Raw genomic sequence first — 19,499 nt, 5'->3', positions numbered from 1 at the left:
TTTGAAATTAAATGTTCTACTAAATATACTTAAAGTTGTTTAGCTTTTATAAGTTTTTTATTATCAGTTCTTTATATTTTTGTTTACTCTTTGGTTTACCTTTATTTATTGTTTTTTTCTTTGTCCAAAATTGTAAAAACCTGTACCAACCTTTCTCCATTTTCATCAACTAAGGTTAAGGTATGTTTACCCGGCGGCGGACTAATGGCCAATTGATGAAAGTTCGTTGTTGTTGCTAAATATTCGTTATCAATATGCCAGTATATTTTTGAACTCGGATTTCTATGTGCTGCGTTAATTACAATTTTACCTCTTGATCCATCCAGTTCTAAGGGAATGTAAACTATCGCATTATTTTTCGGATAAATTACCTCCATTACGCTATTTCCACCCGAGAGGTCACAGCCATCTTTAAAAGGAGGGAGGGATTTATAGTCGCTATTTTTTATCTTGTAATAATATTCCATTGCTGGTGGTAAAATAAACCAGTTTTTGTGCTGCATATGGGTTATACTTTCACATTGGTCGGTGACCCTAAAAGTACCTGTTCCGTCTAAATGAACCAATTTGTGGAAAGGGCAAACGGCCGTTTTCTCTCCTGATACAGGTACTAATTCTTCTGCAACATTAGTACAGTACTCTCCAACTTTATAACCACTTTGTTTACATATCCTGATTTTTTTTAGCTTGGTTGTGGGTGTTTCGAACCATTTTCCATTGGGCAATAGCCTAAAAATATCAAATAGCACTGGAGCAGCAGCTTCAATCCCTACTAATCCAGGTCTTCCTTCGCCATCGGCATTGCCTACCCAAACACAAACCACATAATTTGGTGTTAGGCCAACGGCCCAGGCATCGCGAAAACCAAAACTTGTCCCCGTTTTCCATGCTACTCTTTGCGATGAAGAAAATTGTTCCCATAAACCTTCATCACCCGGCCGCATTACCTCTTCCATTGCATTAAATGTAGCCCAAATTGAGCCGTGGTCTAAAAAGGAGGTGCGCTGATAATTTTTTTCATCTTTAATGTCGTTATTGAAATAGCTTGCAGGTTTATAATCTTCAGGGTTATACAAACCTTTATAAGTATTGAAATGGTTCAATGTGCGCACCATGCCCATGTAAGTGTTAGCCAGGTCCCACATAGTAACTTCACTACCGCCTAAAATTAACGATAAACCATAATGATCTGCTGGTTGGTTCAATGTTCCTATTCCAAGTTTTTTTAGTTTATCATAAAAACGTTCGTATTTATATTGCTGCAACATTTTCACCGCAGGGATGTTTAACGACCGGCTAAGCGCTTTATCAGCAGCAATGGCACCGTCATAGCCCAGATCGTAATTTTGTGGCGAATAGCCTGCTATTTGGGTCGGGATATCGGGAATTAAGGTGTGAGGCAATATGAAACCATCATTCATCATACTCGCATAAAGCAACGGTTTTAAGGTGCTGCCAGGACTGCGGGGTGCTTTAATCATATCGACATGGCTTTGCAGTTCGGCATTTTCGGGTTGATAAATATTGCCTACGTAACTTACCACCCGGCCTGTTTTGGCATCGAGTACCAATGCTGATATATTGTTGATGTCGTTTGACCGGTAGCGGTTATTGTAGCGCTTTAATATAGCATTTACTTTTAGCTGGATGTTTTCATCCAAAGTAGAAGTAATTCTGGTTGAGCTGATCTCAAGGCTAGCTCTTTCTGCCTTAAAGCGGTTCAATAGATGTGGCGCATTTTGAGGCAAGGGCATAGGCTTGCCTGGAACAGGTTCTAGCTTGGATAAATTAGCAGTTGTCTGATCGATGTATTTTAATTTAGCAAGTTTATCTAATAAATCATTTCTCTTTTTGATCAGTCGGGTGGAGTTTTTGCCGGGATGAACCAAAGAAGGACTATTAGGCAATACAGCCAGTGTGGCCATTTCACCCCATGAAAGAGTTTTGGCGTTGCGACCATAATAGCGCCAGCTCGCTGCTTCTAAACCCACAACATTACTTCCGAATGGTGCATTAGCAGCATATAGACCAATAATTTCCTCTTTTGAATATTTTATTTCTAAGCGTAAAGCTAAAATCACTTCCAATAATTTTTGCCAAACCGTTCGGTCTTGTTTTCGCGATAAACGGATTACCTGCATGGTTAATGTGCTCCCACCGCTTACCACACTTTTGGTTTTCCAATTCTGGCGCATGGCCCTGCTCATGGCCAAAAAATCGATACCGAAATGAGTATAGAACCGCTTATCCTCGAAAGCAATAATGCAATACTTAAATTTTACGGGTACACTATCTGCAACAGGGAACCGCCATTGTCCATCGCTGGCAATTGCTGCGCTTAATAAATTACCATTGCTGGCTTCAATTACAAAGGAAGTAGGCGTTTTAAACAATTTTGAGGGCAGCGAAAAGAGAAAAGCCAAAAGCAGGGCAAAACACACGAGATCGGAAATGAGGAAAGCTTTTGGGATTTTGTTCATTTGGTTTTTGAGATAAGAACCTTTGGATTTTTAATATTATTTAAATTTCGGTTCGTGTAGACACGAACCGAGGCGATGCTTGTTAAACATTGGTACTATGGTTCATACTTCAGCATTAAAAATCCATCTTACTTTGTCGCCTTGTCTCGTGTCTCCACGAATCAATTCACTGGCACAAATTATGTTATTCAAAATTCCAATCTTAAATCCTTTAAAAAGGAATAATTAGTTTCGTTCTTTTCATAAAAGGAAGCTGATGAATATAAATAATCTTCAGGTTCTGTTGCTAATTGCCAATGTTCTGTACAGAGGTTGTTGTGCAAATAATGATATACAACTTGTAAATTCCAGTTAATGGAGACACGAACCGAGGCGATGCTTGTTAAACATTGGTACTATGGTTCATACTTCAGCATTAAAAATCCATCTTACTTTGTCGCCTTGTCTCGTGTCTCCACGAATCAATTCACTGGCACAAATTATGTTATTCAAAATTCCAATCTTAAATCCTTTAAAAAGGAATAATTAGTTTCGTTCTTTTCATAAAAGGAAGCTGATGAATATAAATAATCTTCAGGTTCTGTTGCTAATTGCCAATGTTCTGAACAGGGGTTGTTGTGCAAATAATCTAGTTTTTGATAAGCAACTTCTGGAGAGTATAAATATATTGCTAATGGATCTCTCTGCCAAAATTCATGATTTTTATTAACCACATTTGTATGATAATTCATTAGTTCATTTCGACTTAATAATTTTTTGAACTCATGTGCTGTATATTTTAAAAATGAGCCTTGTGCTGTTTCTTTTCCATTTAATTCATTGGTTCTCCATATGGTATGAATATGATTTGGCATGACAACAAAGGCAAAAATATCAAGTTTTTTTAATTCACTCAAATGCTGGAATGAACTTAAAATGATATGTTTAAATTCATCTTTTTCCAGTAATTTTTGCCATTTGTTAATGGTAGCTGTCCAAAAATAAATTTTTCCGATTTCAATGTAATTCTTTCTCCTGGCTTCAAATAATTATCCATCGTTATTAAATTTCGGTTTATGGAGATAAGCAGGGACTAGCTGTAGTTTTTCAAGTTTCGGTTCGTGGAGACACGAACCGAGGCCTTAGTAATGAAAATTTACACTCATGATTTGAACAAGATTAAAATTTACACTCGTAATTCAAACGAGGGTAAAATATATTTAATTTTACCCTCGTTTTTTTTAGTACTCTAATGATCTGGCTGATACTATAACATTAGATGTAATCCTACTTCACCACTTGTACCCACTTACCAGCTTCAGTTGCCGAAATATCATTGTTGTACATCGCTTCACATTGAACGGCTGATAAATAGTATTTACCGAGGTAAGATGCATTTAGCAATACTTTATAAACCAGAGTTTCGCCTTCCCTTACATTAAAATAGGTGAAAACACGATCATCTCTGATATCCTGATAGGTAAACGGAGAAGACGCTAAAATACTTTGGTTATCGTTCACGCGGGTATTAATGATTTCCCATCCTGAAGGGAAAATCTGCGTTAATGCCATTTGTTCGTAGTAACCCATTCTGCCAGGATTTTTTACTGTTACCTCAGCATAAAAATCTGTTCCCTGTTTTAAAGTTGTCGGATCTAGAACTTTACCGTTTAAACGTTTGTAGCTCACGCTCATATCCAAAACCTCAGGTCGGTTGGGTAAGAAATTGTTCTGACCAGCAATTGGCTGCCCTTCTAAAACCAACCGAACAAACAATACATTATTGCCATTATTGGTAACCGAAGCCGCATTTCCTTTAAAGTTTACAGGCGTACTGTTGATGTATTGGCTTGAGCTTACAGGTGCTGATTTTCCATCCAGTACATACTGATATTGCAGTTTGTTTGCCGATTGATTTGAACCACAGAATTTAGCGATAGCCAGCAAACTGTAAGCGGTTGTTTGGGTGCTGTACCAGGTGTTTTCGCCTAGCTTGGCAGCTAAAGGCTGTAATAAACTTGCGGCTTTCGCTTTCTGACCGAGTAGGGTCAGGGTTTCTAAAATCATGGCTTCATCACGAACATCAGAACCATAAGTTCCACCTAATTGTTTGTAAGCCTGAATGGATGTATCTAAACCTCTGATCATATTTTGTGCAACATCATTTTGCCCTGCCAGTTTATAGGCAGCTGCCAAGCGCCATTTTGCAGCGATTGATAAGTATTCAAAAGCTTTTAAACGGTTCATGGCTGCCATTTCTGGTTTTTTAGCCAGTGCCAGCATATATAAGCGGTATGCTTGAGATAAATCGCCACCGTAAAAATTGTTGCTGTTTGGCGCCCAGTTTGCCGCTTTTGATTTTTGATAGCGCAACAACTCATCCAAAAGCCCAACGGGAAGGGTATAACCAGCATTTTGAGCTTCAACCAGGAAATGACCGGCATAGTTGCTTCCCCATTCGTCAGAAGTACCTTCTCCAGGCCAGTAAGATAAACCACCATCTGTAGTCTGGAAGCCTTTAATTCGGTTTATTCCAGCTTTAATGTTTTTCTCTGTTTTTGCTTTTTGTTGTTCATTCAACGGACTTAATCTATCTAAAAATAGTTGAGGGAATATACCTGAAGTAGTCTGCTCGATACAGCCATGTGGATATTGAATGAGGTACCCTAATCTTTTACCAAGATTGATTGCAGGGATAGAAGAGACCTCTAATGAACCAGAATTTGTTCCCGTCATACCGATGGGCAAATAGTTTACCGCCCATTTGGTATGCGGCTGAACAGTTGCTGATACCACATTGGTGATATATGGGTTTGGATTTCTGATATCCATTTCCACATCGTAAACAGTTTTTTCAGCTCCACTTTGTGCAATCACTTTTACTTTGGCAATACCCACTGTGTTTGGCGCTTTAACTTCAAAATAGGTCATTTGTTCGCCTGTTTGTTTGTAGTAAAGTTGTTGTTTGTTACTGCCCTGAACAATTAAATTACTTGCCTGGAGTTGTACAGATACATTTTTAAGGTTATTTTCTGTTGCAAAAACAGTTACTGGTAAGGTAAAACTTTCTCCCGGACCGATAACCCTTGGTAAAGTAGCCAAAACCATTAATGGTTTTTTAACCTGAACTGATTTTTCTGCAAATCCGTAGGCCGCATCTTGTCCGGCAACTACCATAGCTCTTACTGCACCAATGTACTGTGGTAATTTAAATTTATGTGTTTTACTTTCGCCTTTGCCAATAGTAAATGGTCCCATAAATTTAACCACCGCTTTAAAACGGTTTGCTTTTGCAGGATTTAAATTCTTGTTGATGCTACCATCACCACCAATGCTTAAAATACGTTCTAAATTTCCTCCCCACGCACCTAACACATAATCAAACAAATCCCATGTTTTTACGCCTAAACCTTCGCGGGCATAAAATGCGCCATGTGGATCTGGTGTTTTAAATCGGGTTAAGTCCAGCAAACCTTCATCTACAAGGGCAATGGTATAGGTCATTGCTTTGCCATTCTGTTCGCCCACAGTGATGGTGTTTTCGGTTTCTGGTTTAATTTTATCGGCCATTTTAATGGTCGGTTTTAAAATGGTTTGCGGATCTTCTACCGAGAGTGGAATAGCACCATACATCCTGATCGGTAAATCATTAACCGTTTGTGCATGAGGTTGTAATAAAGTAATGTTGGCAAAAACATTAGGTGCCATTTCTTTCTCCGCCTTAAACTTAAATTGCGTTTGTCCGGCTTTGGTATCTACCCAGAAGGTTTTTAATACGCGACTTCCATTTTCAATAGAAATTAATGCTCTTCCGTTTTTTCCTGTTGGGATGGTTAACGTGATGTCTTCTCCAACGGTGAATTTCTCTTTGTTGGCTGTGAAAGATAACATAGAGGCCTCTGTTGGATTGCTGCCTTGTTCGCGCTGTGCCCAGCCTGGCCAATCTACGTAAACCGATTTTCCTGTAACATGCCCACCATTTACATCGCGCACCAAAATTAAATAACGGCCCCACTCTGGTTCATCAACACGTAAATTCCAGCTTCCTTTTCCGTTGAATAAGTTTACCTGATGACTTTCAACTAGTTTGTTGTATTGGTTTTGGGTAAAGTTGGCATAGGTATACTGGTCATCCTGTTCCCACCACCAGCGCCATTGTGTTTTATATAATTCTACCTGCACGGTTTTGGTACCGCTTAAAAGTTTTCCGTCGGTATTTACATTTACAATTTCGATTTTATGCTCTTTCCCAGTAACTAGCATACCGCTTAAACGATCACCCTTTTCCGGACGGATACCTAAATAACTGCTGTATACGTGGTAAGGAATGCTGAAATTATCGATACTGAAATTACCTCCCGGTTCGAAAACTTTAGTCGTAAAATTTGCTCTTAATACGCCTGGAGCGGTATTGTTCTCATTTAAATTGGTATTGATCTGAGCCGTACCATTCTGGTTTAATGTACCTTCGAAAATGGTTTTAACCTGCGATTCGAAGTTAACCGTAGGATTATCGAAACTAAAACCTTCAAAGCCCTTAAATTTAGTTTCGGTGGTGTTTAAGTTTACATCAACCTTTGCTTTTAAATTCTGTGCAACTGCACCGAATAGCCATTTAGCCGATAGGGTAGCGGCAGATGTTCCTGCGCTTAAATATGTTTTATTGCCCACGTTGAAATCAATTTTCAAACGGTTTGGCATAACGGTTTCGATTTTTAAGGTTTTGGTGAATGTGGCACCACCCGCTTTAACTTTCGCCATCCAGTTACCCGTAGGAGCAGTACTTTCAGTAGCGGTTTTAAAGGTATAGAATCCATTTAAAGGCTTGCCATTAATCAATCTTTTGTAAAGCTGACCTTTTGGATTATAGAATTCCATCGTTACCGGATAATTGGCCGGAAGTTTTTTGAGTTTGTCTTCCAGAACGAAAGAAACAAATAAACTGTCGCCTGGTCGCCAAACGCCACGTTCTCCATAAATAAAGCCTTTTAAACCACTTTGAACAACATCGCCGCCCACATCAAACCTGCTTAATGGAAGTGAGCTTCCATCGTCCAATTTAAGGTATCCACGTTCTGAACCATTTTTGGCAATCAATAGAAAAGGTTGTCTTTTCAGATCAAACCTTGCAAAACCATCACCATCGGTTTTAGTGGTGAAAATGATCTGTTTCTGGTAATCCATTAATTCCAGGTTTACCCCACTTAATGGTTTTGCGGTTAATAAATCAGTAGCAACAATGAGCATGCTGTTGTCGTTGCCGCGTTTGGCCACCAAACCAATGTTCGAAGCAATTAGGTTTCTACTGGCCCAGCGTTGGTTGGTGTAAAATGAAGGCGTGCATGGATTGTCTTTATCACTCCATTTATAATTTTGTGGGTAATAATTGTTGTACCGCTGCCAAAAGTCATCATCTTCATCTATTTTTTCGCCATAACCTTCATATTCTCCATATTCATTTTCTTCTTCACCATCACCAACTTTTTCTTCTCCGGTTTTGCAATTGTAAGCATTGTATTCTTGTCTGAAAGCAATGGTAACCCTGTACATTGCACCTGGTTCGGTATGGATCATCTTATCAAGATCGAGCGTAAAGCGGTTCTTTTTATGGAGATTGAGCGCTTTATCCTCATCTAAACGCACTGTTTTTTGCAAAATGGGCTTTGCCACCCTGCGCAGTTCGTTTCCATCTTTGTAGCTGTTGGTTTGAAAAAACTGAGGAATGTTGTTTTCGTAAATTTTGATTACGGTTACATCAACTGCTTTTAAATTAATAGCTTCGAAAGGTAAAACAAGTTTTCCCGAATTGGGTAAAATGGTACCATTACCTGCAATGGTAACTGCTGGTAATTTATCTTCAAAAACAAGATTGGCCATTTTGCCGTTAGCCAGTTTTTTTGCATTAATATTCTCGACCCCAGCATTTACATTTAGCGCATAATTACCCTTAAGCTCTTCTGCGGCATAAACTTTAACCTGACTGGCATCAATGGTGTATCTCAAATCGCTCAGGTTACCAAGCGTGATCATGCCTGTTAAGTCCTGACCCACGCCAATTGGTTCAGAAAATTGTACCAACGCATAATCCTCTTCGCCTTGAATGGCTTTCATGTCCAGAATTTCAAATTTATTTATGGATGGAACACGGATTTCTACTTCACCTTTTTGTTCTGCATCAATAGCATCGCCATCCCAATCTATTTTTAAATTTTGGTCGTTTCCGGTCTTTTTTATACTGTCGATCGTGAATTTTGAGGTGTTTTTTGCCGGATCGTGCTCCCATTTGATTTTTAGCTTTTGATCAAAATCCAATGAAACTGTTTTCTCTATTTTGCTCGTTTCTTCTACATCAGCAGTAGCCACTTCACCAGTTAATTTCATGTAATCTAAAGCGGTATTATTTTGCGAAACCAATCCGTTTTGAGAAAGTATGATCCCTGGCGTAATCACTTTAAATTCAAAATCGAAATCTTCCAGACCTTTTTCTGTGGCAGAAACTTCTGCAAGTTTGAATGTAGCTTCGTAGTTTTTGCCGGGTTTAAGGTTCTCATCAGGTCTAAATTCTACAGTTTGTGGATCAATCCAATAGGTTTTGCCCGAGATAGAAGGAGAGAAGTCGAAAAGTTCGCGCGAATCTGCTTTGCCTAGATCCTGCATACCTGTTGCCGCATTGGCCAGGTGAACTCTAATAAAACTCTTTTTAGAAATGGTTCCAGAGGTATAAGCTTCGATATATTTTGCATAAGCCTGATTTTCTTCATGATTTTTTTTCTTTCTATTAAAATAGATAAATACAATTGCTGCTATGGAAACAGCAAGTAATCCGATGAAGAAAAATTTCTTTTTGGAGGATGACTGGTAGGTAGATGGTTGTTCCATGTTTGAAATTCGTTAAGATAAATGGGAATATAATGTTGCGGTAAAAATCAATAGATGTGCTGCAATTATCCTTTGTCACTACCAATGGTATATTCCATCCGAAAATAAACTAAAATTCACGTTAAAATAAATTATGTTGAAAATTAACGTTTATGGTTTGTTCCTTTGCATGGTTTTGGATAAGTTTACAGCATCAACCTCAATACAACCAGATATGATAAAGAAACTCTTGATTTTTTCGAGCCTGTTAATTACAGCCAATTTTTGTTTTGCACAAAAGACAAATGCAGAAAAAGAAGTTAATGATGCTGTAAACAAACTTATTAGCCTAATGATTAATCCTGATAGCTTAGGCTTAGACAAGTTGTTACTTAACAATTTGAGTTATGGGCATTCGAGTGGAAAAGTACAAACCAAACAAGAGTTTATGCACTCATTACTTTCGGGCGAATCGGATTTTGTAGATATTAATTTAACTGATCAGACTGTTGTTATTCAGAACAAAACAGCTTTGGTGCGTCATACGCTAAATGCCAAAACCAATGATAAAAATGTTCCTGGAAATGTGAAGTTGTATATTCTTTTAATCTGGAGCAAAGAAAAGTCAGGCTGGAAATTGCTTGGCAGACAAGCGGTTAAGGTGCCTTAGGTTAGTCCTTAGTCTGGAGTCCTAAGTCGTTAGTTAAGACTCCTGACTCCAGACTAACGACTCCGGACTATTTTATCATCACCCCCCAGGTCTGTTTACTAATGGAATTTTAATCAGATTAGAATCGATGATGCTTTCAGGCAGAAAAATAAATTTCTTATCATAAATGGTACTACCAATGTAATAGCTTAGCCAGTATTCGTTAGTTAAGCCAAAAACTTCAGGATCGATAGCTTCTACTCCTGCAAAAGAATTGGCCTCCATGTCGCCAACCATGTGTCGCAAAATTGAAGTTTTGACTTGTTTACCATCCTTTTCACCATAACCTTTAGAGCTGATTAAAACATTGGTTATTGGCTCATTTTTTAAGTTGACAAGATAAACCGTCCAGCTTGTTACTTCTGGTGTTTCGCCCATCAATACCACGGCCATTGCAATATCTTCGACTATATTTTCTGGTAAATCTGCTTTCAATTTTTTAAAATTATTGAATGAGTGAATGATAGAATTATTGAATATCCGTCTAATCCTAAACTATTTTATCTCTAATCAATGTTATCACCTGATCTCGTCGAAATAAAATAATAAATCTCCTTCGACAGGCTCAGGATGACAATACTTACAATTTAATTTTATCCAATTTATCTTGGCAATCCAAAAATCCTTTAATCCTGGCTAATCCTGGCCTATTTTTTCTTCGCTACAGCCTTTTTAGCTGGTGCTTTTTTCTTTGCCGGAGCTTTTTTCTTCGTTTCGAAAGCGTTAGGCACCTGCTCAACAATCATTTTTTTAACCACTTCTAAATCAATATCAACCAATTCTTCTGGTGTATATTTTTGCTTGGTAGCCTCGTTATTCCTTAGTTTGAGCATCAGTTTACCAAAACGGATAAATGGTCCCCAGCGGCCATTTTCGATAGATATTTTTTCAGCATCCCAGGTTTTAATAAAACGGTTGGCTTCTTTTTCTACTTTTTTGCCAATTAAGGTATTAATATCTTCTTGTGATAAGTTATCGAAATCGTATCCTTTAGCAGGAATATTGATAAATAGATCGTTCCATTTAATAAACGGACCAAAACGGCCTTTGCCTTTTGTTACGCCTAAACCTTCGTAGTGTGCAATTGGTGCATCATCATCCATTTTCTGTTTGATGATTTCAACTGCTCTATCATAAGTAACCGATAAAGGGTCTTCGTTTTTAGGAAGCGAAATAAAACTATCGCCCCATTTTACGTAAGGTCCAAAACGGCCAACCCCAATCATTACTTCTTTGCCTTCAAAATCAGGAAGTTGGAAAGGTAATTTAAACAGCTCTAACGCATCATCTAAAGTAATGGTTGCAACAGATTGTGTGCGCATTAAGCTAGCATAGCGAGGTTTTTCTTCTTCATCAAGTTCTCCGATTTGAACCAATGGTCCAAATTTACCAACCTTGGTGTATACATTTTTACCAGTTGCCGGATCTAAACCCAATAAACGCTCGCCTGTAGCACGTTCAGCGGTTTCTAAAGTAGTTTCTACTTCACTATGAAAAGGACTATAGAACGAGTGCAGCATTTTAGTCCACTCTTGTAAACCCTGGGCAATTTCATCAAATTCTTTTTCTACTTTAGCGGTGAAGTTAAAATCGACGATACCTTTGAAATGTTCTACCAGGAAATCGTTTACTACTTCACCTATATCAGTAGGAAAGAGTTTCTGTTTCTCCGCACCTGTAATTTCTGATTTTATTTCTTTTTTTACTTGTCCATCAGCTAAAATGATAGAAGTAAACTTACGTTGTTTACCATCTCTATCTTCTTTAACCACATAACCACGGTTTTGTACGGTAGAAATGGTTGGTGCATAAGTAGACGGGCGGCCAATGCCCAGTTCTTCTAATTTCTTAACTAAACTGGCCTCAGTATATCTTGCCGGCGGACGTGAATAACGTTCTGTCGCCTGCATTTCTTTCAAAAATAATTCTTGTCCTTTGGCTAAAGGAGGTAAAATGGCACCCCCTTCTTTTTCTTCGTTTTCTTCATCATCAGTAGATTCCAGATAAACTTTTAAGAAACCATCGAATTTTAATACTTCACCTTCGGCAACTAAATGCTCTTTGCGGGTAGAAGCAGTAATCTGTGCAGTAGTTTTTTCGAACAAAGCTTCACTCATTTGTGATGCAATAGAACGTTTCCAGATTAAATCATATAAACGTTTTTCTGAAATATCTCCATCTACAGTATGCCTGTCGAAATATGTCGGGCGGATGGCTTCGTGAGCTTCTTGCGCACCAGCCGATTTTGTTTTATAAACGCGATGTTGGTGATATTTATCGCCGTAAGCAGATTTAATTTCAGCAGCAGCTGCATTTAATGCAGTTTCTGATAAGTTTACAGAGTCTGTTCTCATGTAGGTAATCTTACCTGCTTCGTACAGTCTTTGTGCAACCTGCATAGTCCTGGCTACCGAAAAACCTAATTTTCTGGAAGCTTCTTGTTGTAAGGTTGAGGTGGTGAACGGGGCAGCAGGATTACGTTTTGCCGGCCTTGTTTCTAAACTGGTAATGTCGAACCTGGCATTTACACAGTCTTGTAGAAATTTTTCAGCATCAGCCTCATTTTCGAAACGTTGTGGTAATTCTGCTTTTACGATTTCTTTTCCTTTGCCGGTAGAAAACTGAGCTGTGATTTTATAGGCAGCAGCTGAATTAAAATTTAAAACTTCCCTTTCTCTATCAACAATTAAACGTACGGCTACTGATTGTACGCGGCCAGCAGACAATGATGGTTTTACCTTTTTCCATAATACCGGAGAAAGTTCGAAACCTACCAAACGATCTAATACACGGCGTGCCTGTTGGGCATTTACCAGATTATAATCAATTCCACGCGGACTCTCAATTGCTTTTAAAATGGCTGGCTTGGTAATTTCATGAAAAACAATTCGTTTTGTTTTCTCCACTTTTAGGCCTAAAGTTTCGAATAAGTGCCACGAAATAGCTTCCCCCTCACGGTCCTCATCGGATGCTAGCCATACCATTTCGGCTTCCTTAGCTAGTTTTTTCAATTCGGCGACAATGTTTTTCTTGTCGGCAGGCACTTCGTAAGTTTGGGCAAAATTATTCTTGATATCAATCGCCATATCGCCCTTAACTAAATCCCTGATATGGCCATAGCTAGATTTCACCAGGAAATCTTTGCCTAAATAGCCTTCTATAGTTTTAGCTTTTGCGGGTGACTCGACGATTAATAAATTTTTGGCCATGAAATACGTTTTTGTGCAAATAAAGCTATAATTAAAGTATAAATCCAAACCCGAGGAGAATTTAATACATTTTTTTTATTAAATGCAGAGGAAATATATTGGTTTTAATGTGGTTTTAATCTTTTTTTGGAAAGCAATATTAGTAATTTATAGGTAAGGTTTTGTCCCGCTCTTTGCTACAAATCCTCAACCTCGTTCCTCGGTCTGCGGGTTTTCCGCTTCGGTCGGGTTTAGGTGGCTTGCTTAGTGCTGCTATGCGTGTTTTAATAGCGTTGTGCCAAGCTGAATGTACAAAAGAGCAACAGACTTTGTTAATTAAACCCGATAGAGCTGAATAGCCCGGAGCGCAGCGAGGACTATAAGTGATAGCGGGGCCGTAAACCGCCAAGAACCACTGCCTTCAATTTCTTAATCAAAAAAAGACTCTTCATTTGAGCGATGAAATACATATTTTCATTTCCAAATCATGATAAGTTAGTTTGTATGCCTAATTTGATACATTTAATTTACAACAACATTACGGCATCGAAAACTATTTGTGCCTATATTCGTATATAAAAATAAAAAAAAAGATGATCAGCACAATTTTAATCCTATTAAACTTATTGGTGTCGCCACCAAAAAATGTTTACGATTTCAGCTTTAAAACCATTGATGGTAAAGAAATTAAGCTATCGAAATTTAAAGGCAAAAAAATCTTAATTGTTAACACAGCTTCTAAATGTGGTTTTACCCCACAGTACGAGGATTTAGAAAAACTGCAGAAACAATATGGTAAAAAAGTGGTATTAATTGGTTTTCCGGCGGGTAACTTTGGTGGACAGGAGTTTTCTACCAATGCAGAGATTAAAGAATTTTGTACCGGGAAGTATAATGTTTCGTTTTTGCTTGCCGAGAAAAGTAGTGTTAAAGGTGATGATATCAGTCCTTTGTTTAAGTATTTAACTTCTCAGACCAATACTGAAGAGCAAGGCGATATTAAATGGAATTTTGAGAAATTCTTAATCAACGAAAAAGGAGAATTGGTACACCGTTTCCGCTCTAAAACAAAACCTACAGACGAAGCGATTGTTAAAAACTTATAGAAGTTTAGCGTTTAGGGGTTAGCGTTTAAATACTAACCTCTAAACCCTAAACTATTACTCTTTTCATAAGTCTAGTTTTTCTCCAGAACAGTTTTCCAAACTAAGGCACTTAGTGCTGCACCAATAATCGGTGCTACAATAAAGAGCCAAACCTGGCTTAATGCTTCTCCGCCAACCAATAGGGCAGGGCCAATACTTCTGGCGGGATTTACTGATACGCCAGTTACCGGGATGCCTACAATATGAATGAGTGTTAAACTTAAACCAATTGCTAGTCCGGCAAAGCCCCCATTGATGTTTTTCGTAGAGGTTGAGCCGAAAATAACCAATAAGAAAATAAAGGTGAGTACAATTTCTGCAATAAAACCAGCCTGTAAGCTGTAATGCTGTGGAGATAATGCTGCAAAACCATTTTGCCCTAACCCGTTTGCCGTTAAAGAATATTCTGCCTTTCCTGAGGCAATTTGTAATAAAATAAATGCACCTGCTAGGCCACCTAATACCTGCGCAACAATATAATAGGCAGCTTCGCCAATTTTCATGCGACCTGCTATTACCATTCCGATAGAAATGGCCGGATTAATGTGACAGCCTGAAATGTGCCCTATTGCATAAGCCATTGCGGTAACTGATAAACCAAAGGCAAATGATATACCTAATAAGCCTACTCCGGTTGTGCCATTTGCGCCAGCTATAACCGCGCTACCACAGCCCATTAAAACCAACACGAGCGTGCCTAGAAACTCGGCACTGAATTTAGAAAGTTTACTTGTCTCCATATAATTATTATTTTAAAAGGTTTAAATATTATATCCGGATGATTGCCTATCGAATATAACTAAAAATTTAGAATATAAAATGGAATAGATGCTGGCGATTTTAGCCTGAATGAATTGAAAAGTTTTAGACAAGAGAAAGGGGCTTAAATCCATAAGCCCCCAATAAACCAAACAAACTATTTATGAAGTCTATATAAAACGCCTGTCGGAATAAAAAGTTTCGTAAAAATTAAATTATTTGCTGTTATTATAGCTTTGCCAGGCCAATTGCAGTTTATGGCTTAAAATAAGCCATACTGTAACCCAATTGATAGAACAGGGTTGGTTGTTTTTGACTTTAGTATGTTAAAACAGGTTAAGTTGCGCTGGCTGGTGTAGACTAGGATCGAAATGATAAACTTCAGGTGTGTTTTGCGTATTGCTAACGTAATAGAGCGCGGTCTCCTCGTATCTTGAAGCTACTTTAACAAAGGTATCACCAGCAACATTTTTAAATAGTTTTTCAACCAGTTCAGGATCGTTATTATCTTTTGATAGATGACTCAATAAAAGATGACTCATGTACGAGGGTTTGTGATTGGTGAAAAGCTCCAGTGCCTGTGCATTGCTCAAGTGGCCATGTCCGCTCGTGATCCTTCTTTTTAGAAAATAAGGGTATCTTCCATTTTCTAACATTTCAGTGTCGTAGTTGGCTTCTAAGAACGCTGCATGGCAGTTTTTAAAATGACTGATTAAACGATCGCAAACGGCACCGATATCCGTAAAAACGCCAACTCTTACATCATTGCATTCTACAGTAAAACTATACGGATCTGCAGCATCATGGAATTTAGAGAAAGCAGAGATTTTTAAATCGCCAATTTGGATGTTTTGTAGATGGTTTAATGAAAAGGTATTGTTTTCATCTAAAAAAAGACGACTGCTTTTTAGGGTGGCCGTACTGATGTACACAGGAAGTTTGTGTTTTTTTGCAAAAACCGCTAAACCTTTAATGTGATCGCTATGTTCGTGCGAGATAAAAATTGCCTTTACCTTACTTATAGGTAAACCCAAACGGTTCATTCGTGTTTCAACCTCTTTACAGGTTAGACCAATATCAACCAAAACAGCTTCATTGTCATTACCTACATAGTAACAATTGCCATTACTGCCCGAATTGATTGATGTAAAATATAGTGCCATTTTCAGCCTGCAAGATAAGGCTTATTTGGCTAAGGAAAAAGGAAAACTATACTCTTACACCGTTGTGTTCTACTAAACGCGAAAGCAGGGGCAGGAAAGCCTGAATCAGGTTGATTTCTTCTGAAGAAAAGATTTTTTCCATGGTTTGTACTAACCATTCTTCTTTTATTTTTCTACTGGCAATAATGTGTTTTTCGCCAAGTTTAGTTAAGCCGATAAAAACCTTTCGTTTATCTTCTTCACTTGGAAAGCGCTCCACGCATTTAGCATCGAACAGGCGGTTAATGATCTGCGAAATAGCTTGTTTAGATACTCTTTCCAGGTCTGCCAGCTCTGTAGATAGCATTTTGCCGTGTTGTTCGAGTAGCGACATTGTTAATAGTTCAGCGTTACTAAAGTCTGAACTTACATTCTGCTTGCGTAACTGTCTGGTTAAGCGGGTAACGGTGCTTCTTAACTTTGCGGCAATCTCTTGTGTTTGAGTAGACATCTTTATGGTAAATAAACTTTACAAATATAAGCTTTTAATTTTATAGATAAACTAGATTATTTTTCCATTTTGTTTAAATTATGATTGTAATGTGATAAAAATGGATGGTTTTTGTTTTATTGTTTGAGTGAAAATTTTTACTTTTGTAAAGTTACTTTACTATTTTAAATATGAGTATTTTTCGTTCGTTAAGGCATTACAATTACAGGTTATTTTTTACAGGTCAGGCTATTTCATTAATTGGTACATGGATGCAGCGTGTAGCCATTAGCTGGTTGGTTTACCGTTTAACGGGATCAGCTTTTCTATTGGGATTGATTACTTTTTTAAGTTTAATTCCTTCGCTGGTGCTGGCACCATATGCAGGGAGTTATGTAGACAGGCATAATAAATATAAAATATTGGTCATTACCCAGGTGATCCTGATGCTGCAGGCTGGTGCCCTGGCTTTGATGATCTGGTTTAAAGTATACGATATGTTCTGGATTGCAGCGCTTTCGCTGGTTCAGGGTTTGGTAAATGCTTTTGATGTTACCGCCCGCCAATCGTTAATGGTAAATTTAATTGATGATAAAGAAGATTTACCAAATGCCATTGCGCTCAACTCTTCCATGTTTAACGCAGCCAGACTCATCGGGCCGGCGTTGGCAGGTGTAATTTTAAGTACCTTAGGTGAAGATATTTGTTTTCTGATCAATTTTGTAAGCTTTATTGCGGTATTAGGTTGTATGGTAATGATGAAACTTAAACTCGCTGCACATCAAAAATCGAAAGAAAATATCTGGATTGACCTGAAAAAAGGGTTACGATTATCTTAAATCATCGCCAGATCTGGCCTCTATGGTATTGATGATGGCTGCATCGAGTTTATTGGTCATCCCTTTTACTACTTTGCTACCTGTTTTTGCCAAAGATATTTTTAATGGAAATGCCACTACATTTGGCTGGTTTGAAAGCGCCGCAGGATTTGGAGCCTTCTTTGGGGCCATTTATATGGCTACCTTAAAGGTGGCTCAGAATCTGCAGAAAATTGTAATGATGTCGGGTATTTTGTTGGCTATTTCGGTTGTTGCGCTGGCTATATCGCCATCACTTATTCTGGCGTTAATTTGTACGGGTTTAGCCGCTTTAGGTTTAATGGCGCAAACCTCATCTATCAATACTTATCTGCAAACCCATGCCGATGATGTAATGAGGGGCAGGACTTTAAGTTACTATATCATGGCTTACCAGGGGGTGTTGCCAATCGGCAGTTTGTTAATGGGTTACCTGGCGCATCTTTTTGGTACGCAATTGGTGGTTGCCTTTGAAGGTGTTGCAGGATTGTTAATTGTTGCCGCATTCGTTTATAATGAAAACCGACGCAATCAACTGAAAAATAAATTTTCACTATTCGGAAATTAGAAACAATATATTAAGGTTTTAGGGTTAATTTTCTTAATGCTCTTAATTCCTTAATGGTTAAAAACCGTTCGCAATATCTTATCATTAAGAAGTTAAGGGCATTAAGGCTTGGTGTAAATATTTTTCCAGTAAATTTTTAACCGATTATGCTGCGCTAACGCTAAACGCCATGCGCGGAATGCCTATCGCTCACCTATGTACAATCAACTTACAATCGACCATTACTTTTTGGTAATTCTGAATGTCAATTTCTTTATTGATCAATTGTATCAATAACTTAATCGCATTTTCACCTACCGATTCGGGGTTTTCTTCAATAGAGGCAATAGGGGGTGAGTCGAGATAACTGATGAAAGAAGTGTTCCCAAACCCTATACACTCAATTTCGTGAAAGTTGGGGTGGTTTATCGATCTTAGGTATTTAATCGCATCAAACAGGATAGGTTCTTTAAAAGCCACAAGCGCTGTAGGCATATTTTCTGGATTAGCAAATAAATTCTTAATTGCCGAAATTGTATTTTCTTTATCAAAATCGGTATAAGCAACCAATTCTGATGAAAATGGTACTTGATTATCTTTTAACGCATTGATATAGCCATTAAAGCGATCGTGTGTAAAATTAATCATTTTCGGACCACCCAAATAAGCAATCTTTTTATGTCCTCTGTCTATTAAAAATTTTGTGGCCTGGTAACAGCCCTGAAAAGTGTTGCCCAGTACTTTATGGCAGCTTAAGTTAAAACTTGGGTTCCGGGTATAATATACCACTGGTATACCCATGTTTTCGAACTGGTCTAAATGTGCAAAATCTTGTGTGTGTTTAGAAATAGCTACAATTAAGCCATCCACCCGGCTCCGCAACAACATATTTGCAGATTGGATCTCTTTTTCCAGATCATCGTGAGATTGACTGATGATCACATTGTATCCATTTTGTGTAGCAAACTGTTCCACACCATAAATACTCCTGGTAAAAAAGTGATCTAAAAGATTGGGTAAAATAATACCAATAATTCGTGATCTTTTTTCCTTTAAATTAATAGCTGATTTATTGGGCGTAAAATGCAAATCGCGAGCCATTTCCTGAACACGTTGTTTCGTGTATTCGTTTATGGTTGGGTAGTTGTTAAGGGCTTTTGATACTGTTGATACTGACATCTTTAACTTCTCAGCCAAGAATTTTAGTGTAACAGGGGTATTGTTCATCATCTTTTCCAATCTCAATGCATAGTTAAGAAAAAAAACGCAATTATTTCAAACGTTTGAAATGTAGTTTCAGTGGATTTTATTGCGTTTTGACCTATTTTAAAACGTTTTATTCTTT

The 19,499-nt window shown here is 38.0% G+C and carries 13 protein-coding genes; 4 read left to right on the top strand and 9 right to left on the bottom strand.

The window, feature by feature from the left end; translation table 11 throughout:
* Positions 1-101: 101 nt before the first annotated feature.
* The 3 genes from pbpC to QF042_RS15500 form a co-directional block, all read right to left on the bottom strand.
* Positions 102-2,480 (bottom strand): penicillin-binding protein 1C, encoded by a 2,379-nt coding sequence (gene pbpC / locus QF042_RS15510; protein ID WP_307529942.1) that lies wholly within the window; start codon positions 2,478-2,480, stop codon positions 102-104.
* 488 nt (positions 2,481-2,968) lie between these two features.
* Positions 2,969-3,376 carry a transposase gene (locus tag QF042_RS15505; RefSeq protein WP_373459073.1) on the bottom strand — a complete coding sequence of 136 codons (408 nt, stop codon included), beginning with the start codon at positions 3,374-3,376 and terminating at the stop codon, positions 2,969-2,971.
* Positions 3,377-3,746: 370 nt separating this feature from the next.
* On the bottom strand, positions 3,747-9,338 hold the full coding sequence (locus tag QF042_RS15500; RefSeq protein WP_307529940.1) for an alpha-2-macroglobulin: 5,592 nt from the start codon (positions 9,336-9,338) through the stop codon (positions 3,747-3,749).
* A 133-nt stretch (positions 9,339-9,471) separates the two neighbouring features.
* Between QF042_RS15500 and QF042_RS15495 the strand changes: the two genes are divergently transcribed.
* Positions 9,472-9,987 (top strand): nuclear transport factor 2 family protein, encoded by a 516-nt coding sequence (locus QF042_RS15495; protein WP_307529938.1) that lies wholly within the window; start codon positions 9,472-9,474, stop codon positions 9,985-9,987.
* A 78-nt stretch (positions 9,988-10,065) separates the two neighbouring features.
* Here QF042_RS15495 and QF042_RS15490 read toward each other — a convergent pair whose 3' ends face one another.
* Positions 10,066-10,461: a hypothetical protein gene (locus QF042_RS15490; protein ID WP_307529936.1), complete on the bottom strand. Its 396-nt coding sequence runs from the start codon at positions 10,459-10,461 to the stop codon at positions 10,066-10,068.
* Between the two features lie 212 nt (positions 10,462-10,673).
* On the bottom strand, positions 10,674-13,235 hold the full coding sequence (topA, locus tag QF042_RS15485) for a type I DNA topoisomerase (RefSeq protein WP_307529934.1): 2,562 nt from the start codon (positions 13,233-13,235) through the stop codon (positions 10,674-10,676).
* Between the two features lie 572 nt (positions 13,236-13,807).
* Here topA and QF042_RS15480 point away from each other — a divergent pair.
* Complete coding sequence (locus tag QF042_RS15480) at positions 13,808-14,320, top strand: glutathione peroxidase (protein WP_057934336.1); 513 nt, start codon at positions 13,808-13,810, stop codon at positions 14,318-14,320.
* Positions 14,321-14,391: 71 nt separating this feature from the next.
* Here QF042_RS15480 and aqpZ read toward each other — a convergent pair whose 3' ends face one another.
* The 3 genes from aqpZ to QF042_RS15465 form a co-directional block, all read right to left on the bottom strand.
* Positions 14,392-15,099, bottom strand: coding sequence for an aquaporin Z (gene aqpZ, locus QF042_RS15475; RefSeq protein ID WP_307529931.1), 708 nt, complete (start codon positions 15,097-15,099; stop codon positions 14,392-14,394).
* A 345-nt stretch (positions 15,100-15,444) separates the two neighbouring features.
* Positions 15,445-16,281: an MBL fold metallo-hydrolase gene (locus QF042_RS15470; RefSeq protein WP_307529929.1), complete on the bottom strand. Its 837-nt coding sequence runs from the start codon at positions 16,279-16,281 to the stop codon at positions 15,445-15,447.
* 46 nt (positions 16,282-16,327) lie between these two features.
* Positions 16,328-16,771 (bottom strand): MarR family winged helix-turn-helix transcriptional regulator, encoded by a 444-nt coding sequence (locus tag QF042_RS15465; protein ID WP_307529927.1) that lies wholly within the window; start codon positions 16,769-16,771, stop codon positions 16,328-16,330.
* Between the two features lie 170 nt (positions 16,772-16,941).
* Here QF042_RS15465 and QF042_RS15460 point away from each other — a divergent pair, with 170 nt between their 5' ends.
* On the top strand, positions 16,942-17,589 hold the full coding sequence (locus QF042_RS15460; protein WP_307529925.1) for an MFS transporter: 648 nt from the start codon (positions 16,942-16,944) through the stop codon (positions 17,587-17,589).
* 22 nt (positions 17,590-17,611) lie between these two features.
* Positions 17,612-18,175, top strand: coding sequence for an MFS transporter (locus QF042_RS15455; protein WP_307529923.1), 564 nt, complete (start codon positions 17,612-17,614; stop codon positions 18,173-18,175).
* 189 nt (positions 18,176-18,364) lie between these two features.
* On the opposite strand, the gene QF042_RS15450 is transcribed toward QF042_RS15455, so the two are convergent.
* Positions 18,365-19,381: a LacI family DNA-binding transcriptional regulator gene (locus tag QF042_RS15450; RefSeq protein ID WP_307533304.1), complete on the bottom strand. Its 1,017-nt coding sequence runs from the start codon at positions 19,379-19,381 to the stop codon at positions 18,365-18,367.
* Between the last annotated feature and the right edge of the window lie 118 nt (positions 19,382-19,499).

It is taken from the genome of Pedobacter sp. W3I1 (genome assembly GCF_030816015.1).
GTDB lineage: Bacteria > Bacteroidota > Bacteroidia > Sphingobacteriales > Sphingobacteriaceae > Pedobacter.
Note: the sequence above shows the minus strand (reverse complement) of the source record. Positions and strands in the feature narration are given on the sequence as shown.

Bases quoted from the DNA above. Each gene is read 5' to 3' on its own strand.
- pbpC (WP_307529942.1), bottom strand. From the start codon at position 2,480: ATGAACAAAATCCCAAAAGCTTTCCTCATTTCCGATCTCGTGTGTTTT.
- QF042_RS15500 (WP_307529940.1), bottom strand. From the start codon at position 9,338: ATGGAACAACCATCTACCTACCAGTCATCCTCCAAAAAGAAATTTTTC.
- QF042_RS15495 (WP_307529938.1), top strand. From the start codon at position 9,472: ATGTTGAAAATTAACGTTTATGGTTTGTTCCTTTGCATGGTTTTGGAT.
- topA (WP_307529934.1), bottom strand. From the start codon at position 13,235: ATGGCCAAAAATTTATTAATCGTCGAGTCACCCGCAAAAGCTAAAACT.
- QF042_RS15480 (WP_057934336.1), top strand. From the start codon at position 13,808: ATGATCAGCACAATTTTAATCCTATTAAACTTATTGGTGTCGCCACCA.
- aqpZ (WP_307529931.1), bottom strand. From the start codon at position 15,099: ATGGAGACAAGTAAACTTTCTAAATTCAGTGCCGAGTTTCTAGGCACG.
- QF042_RS15470 (WP_307529929.1), bottom strand. From the start codon at position 16,281: ATGGCACTATATTTTACATCAATCAATTCGGGCAGTAATGGCAATTGT.
- QF042_RS15465 (WP_307529927.1), bottom strand. From the start codon at position 16,771: ATGTCTACTCAAACACAAGAGATTGCCGCAAAGTTAAGAAGCACCGTT.
- QF042_RS15460 (WP_307529925.1), top strand. From the start codon at position 16,942: ATGAGTATTTTTCGTTCGTTAAGGCATTACAATTACAGGTTATTTTTT.
- QF042_RS15455 (WP_307529923.1), top strand. From the start codon at position 17,612: ATGGTATTGATGATGGCTGCATCGAGTTTATTGGTCATCCCTTTTACT.
- QF042_RS15450 (WP_307533304.1), bottom strand. From the start codon at position 19,381: ATGAACAATACCCCTGTTACACTAAAATTCTTGGCTGAGAAGTTAAAG.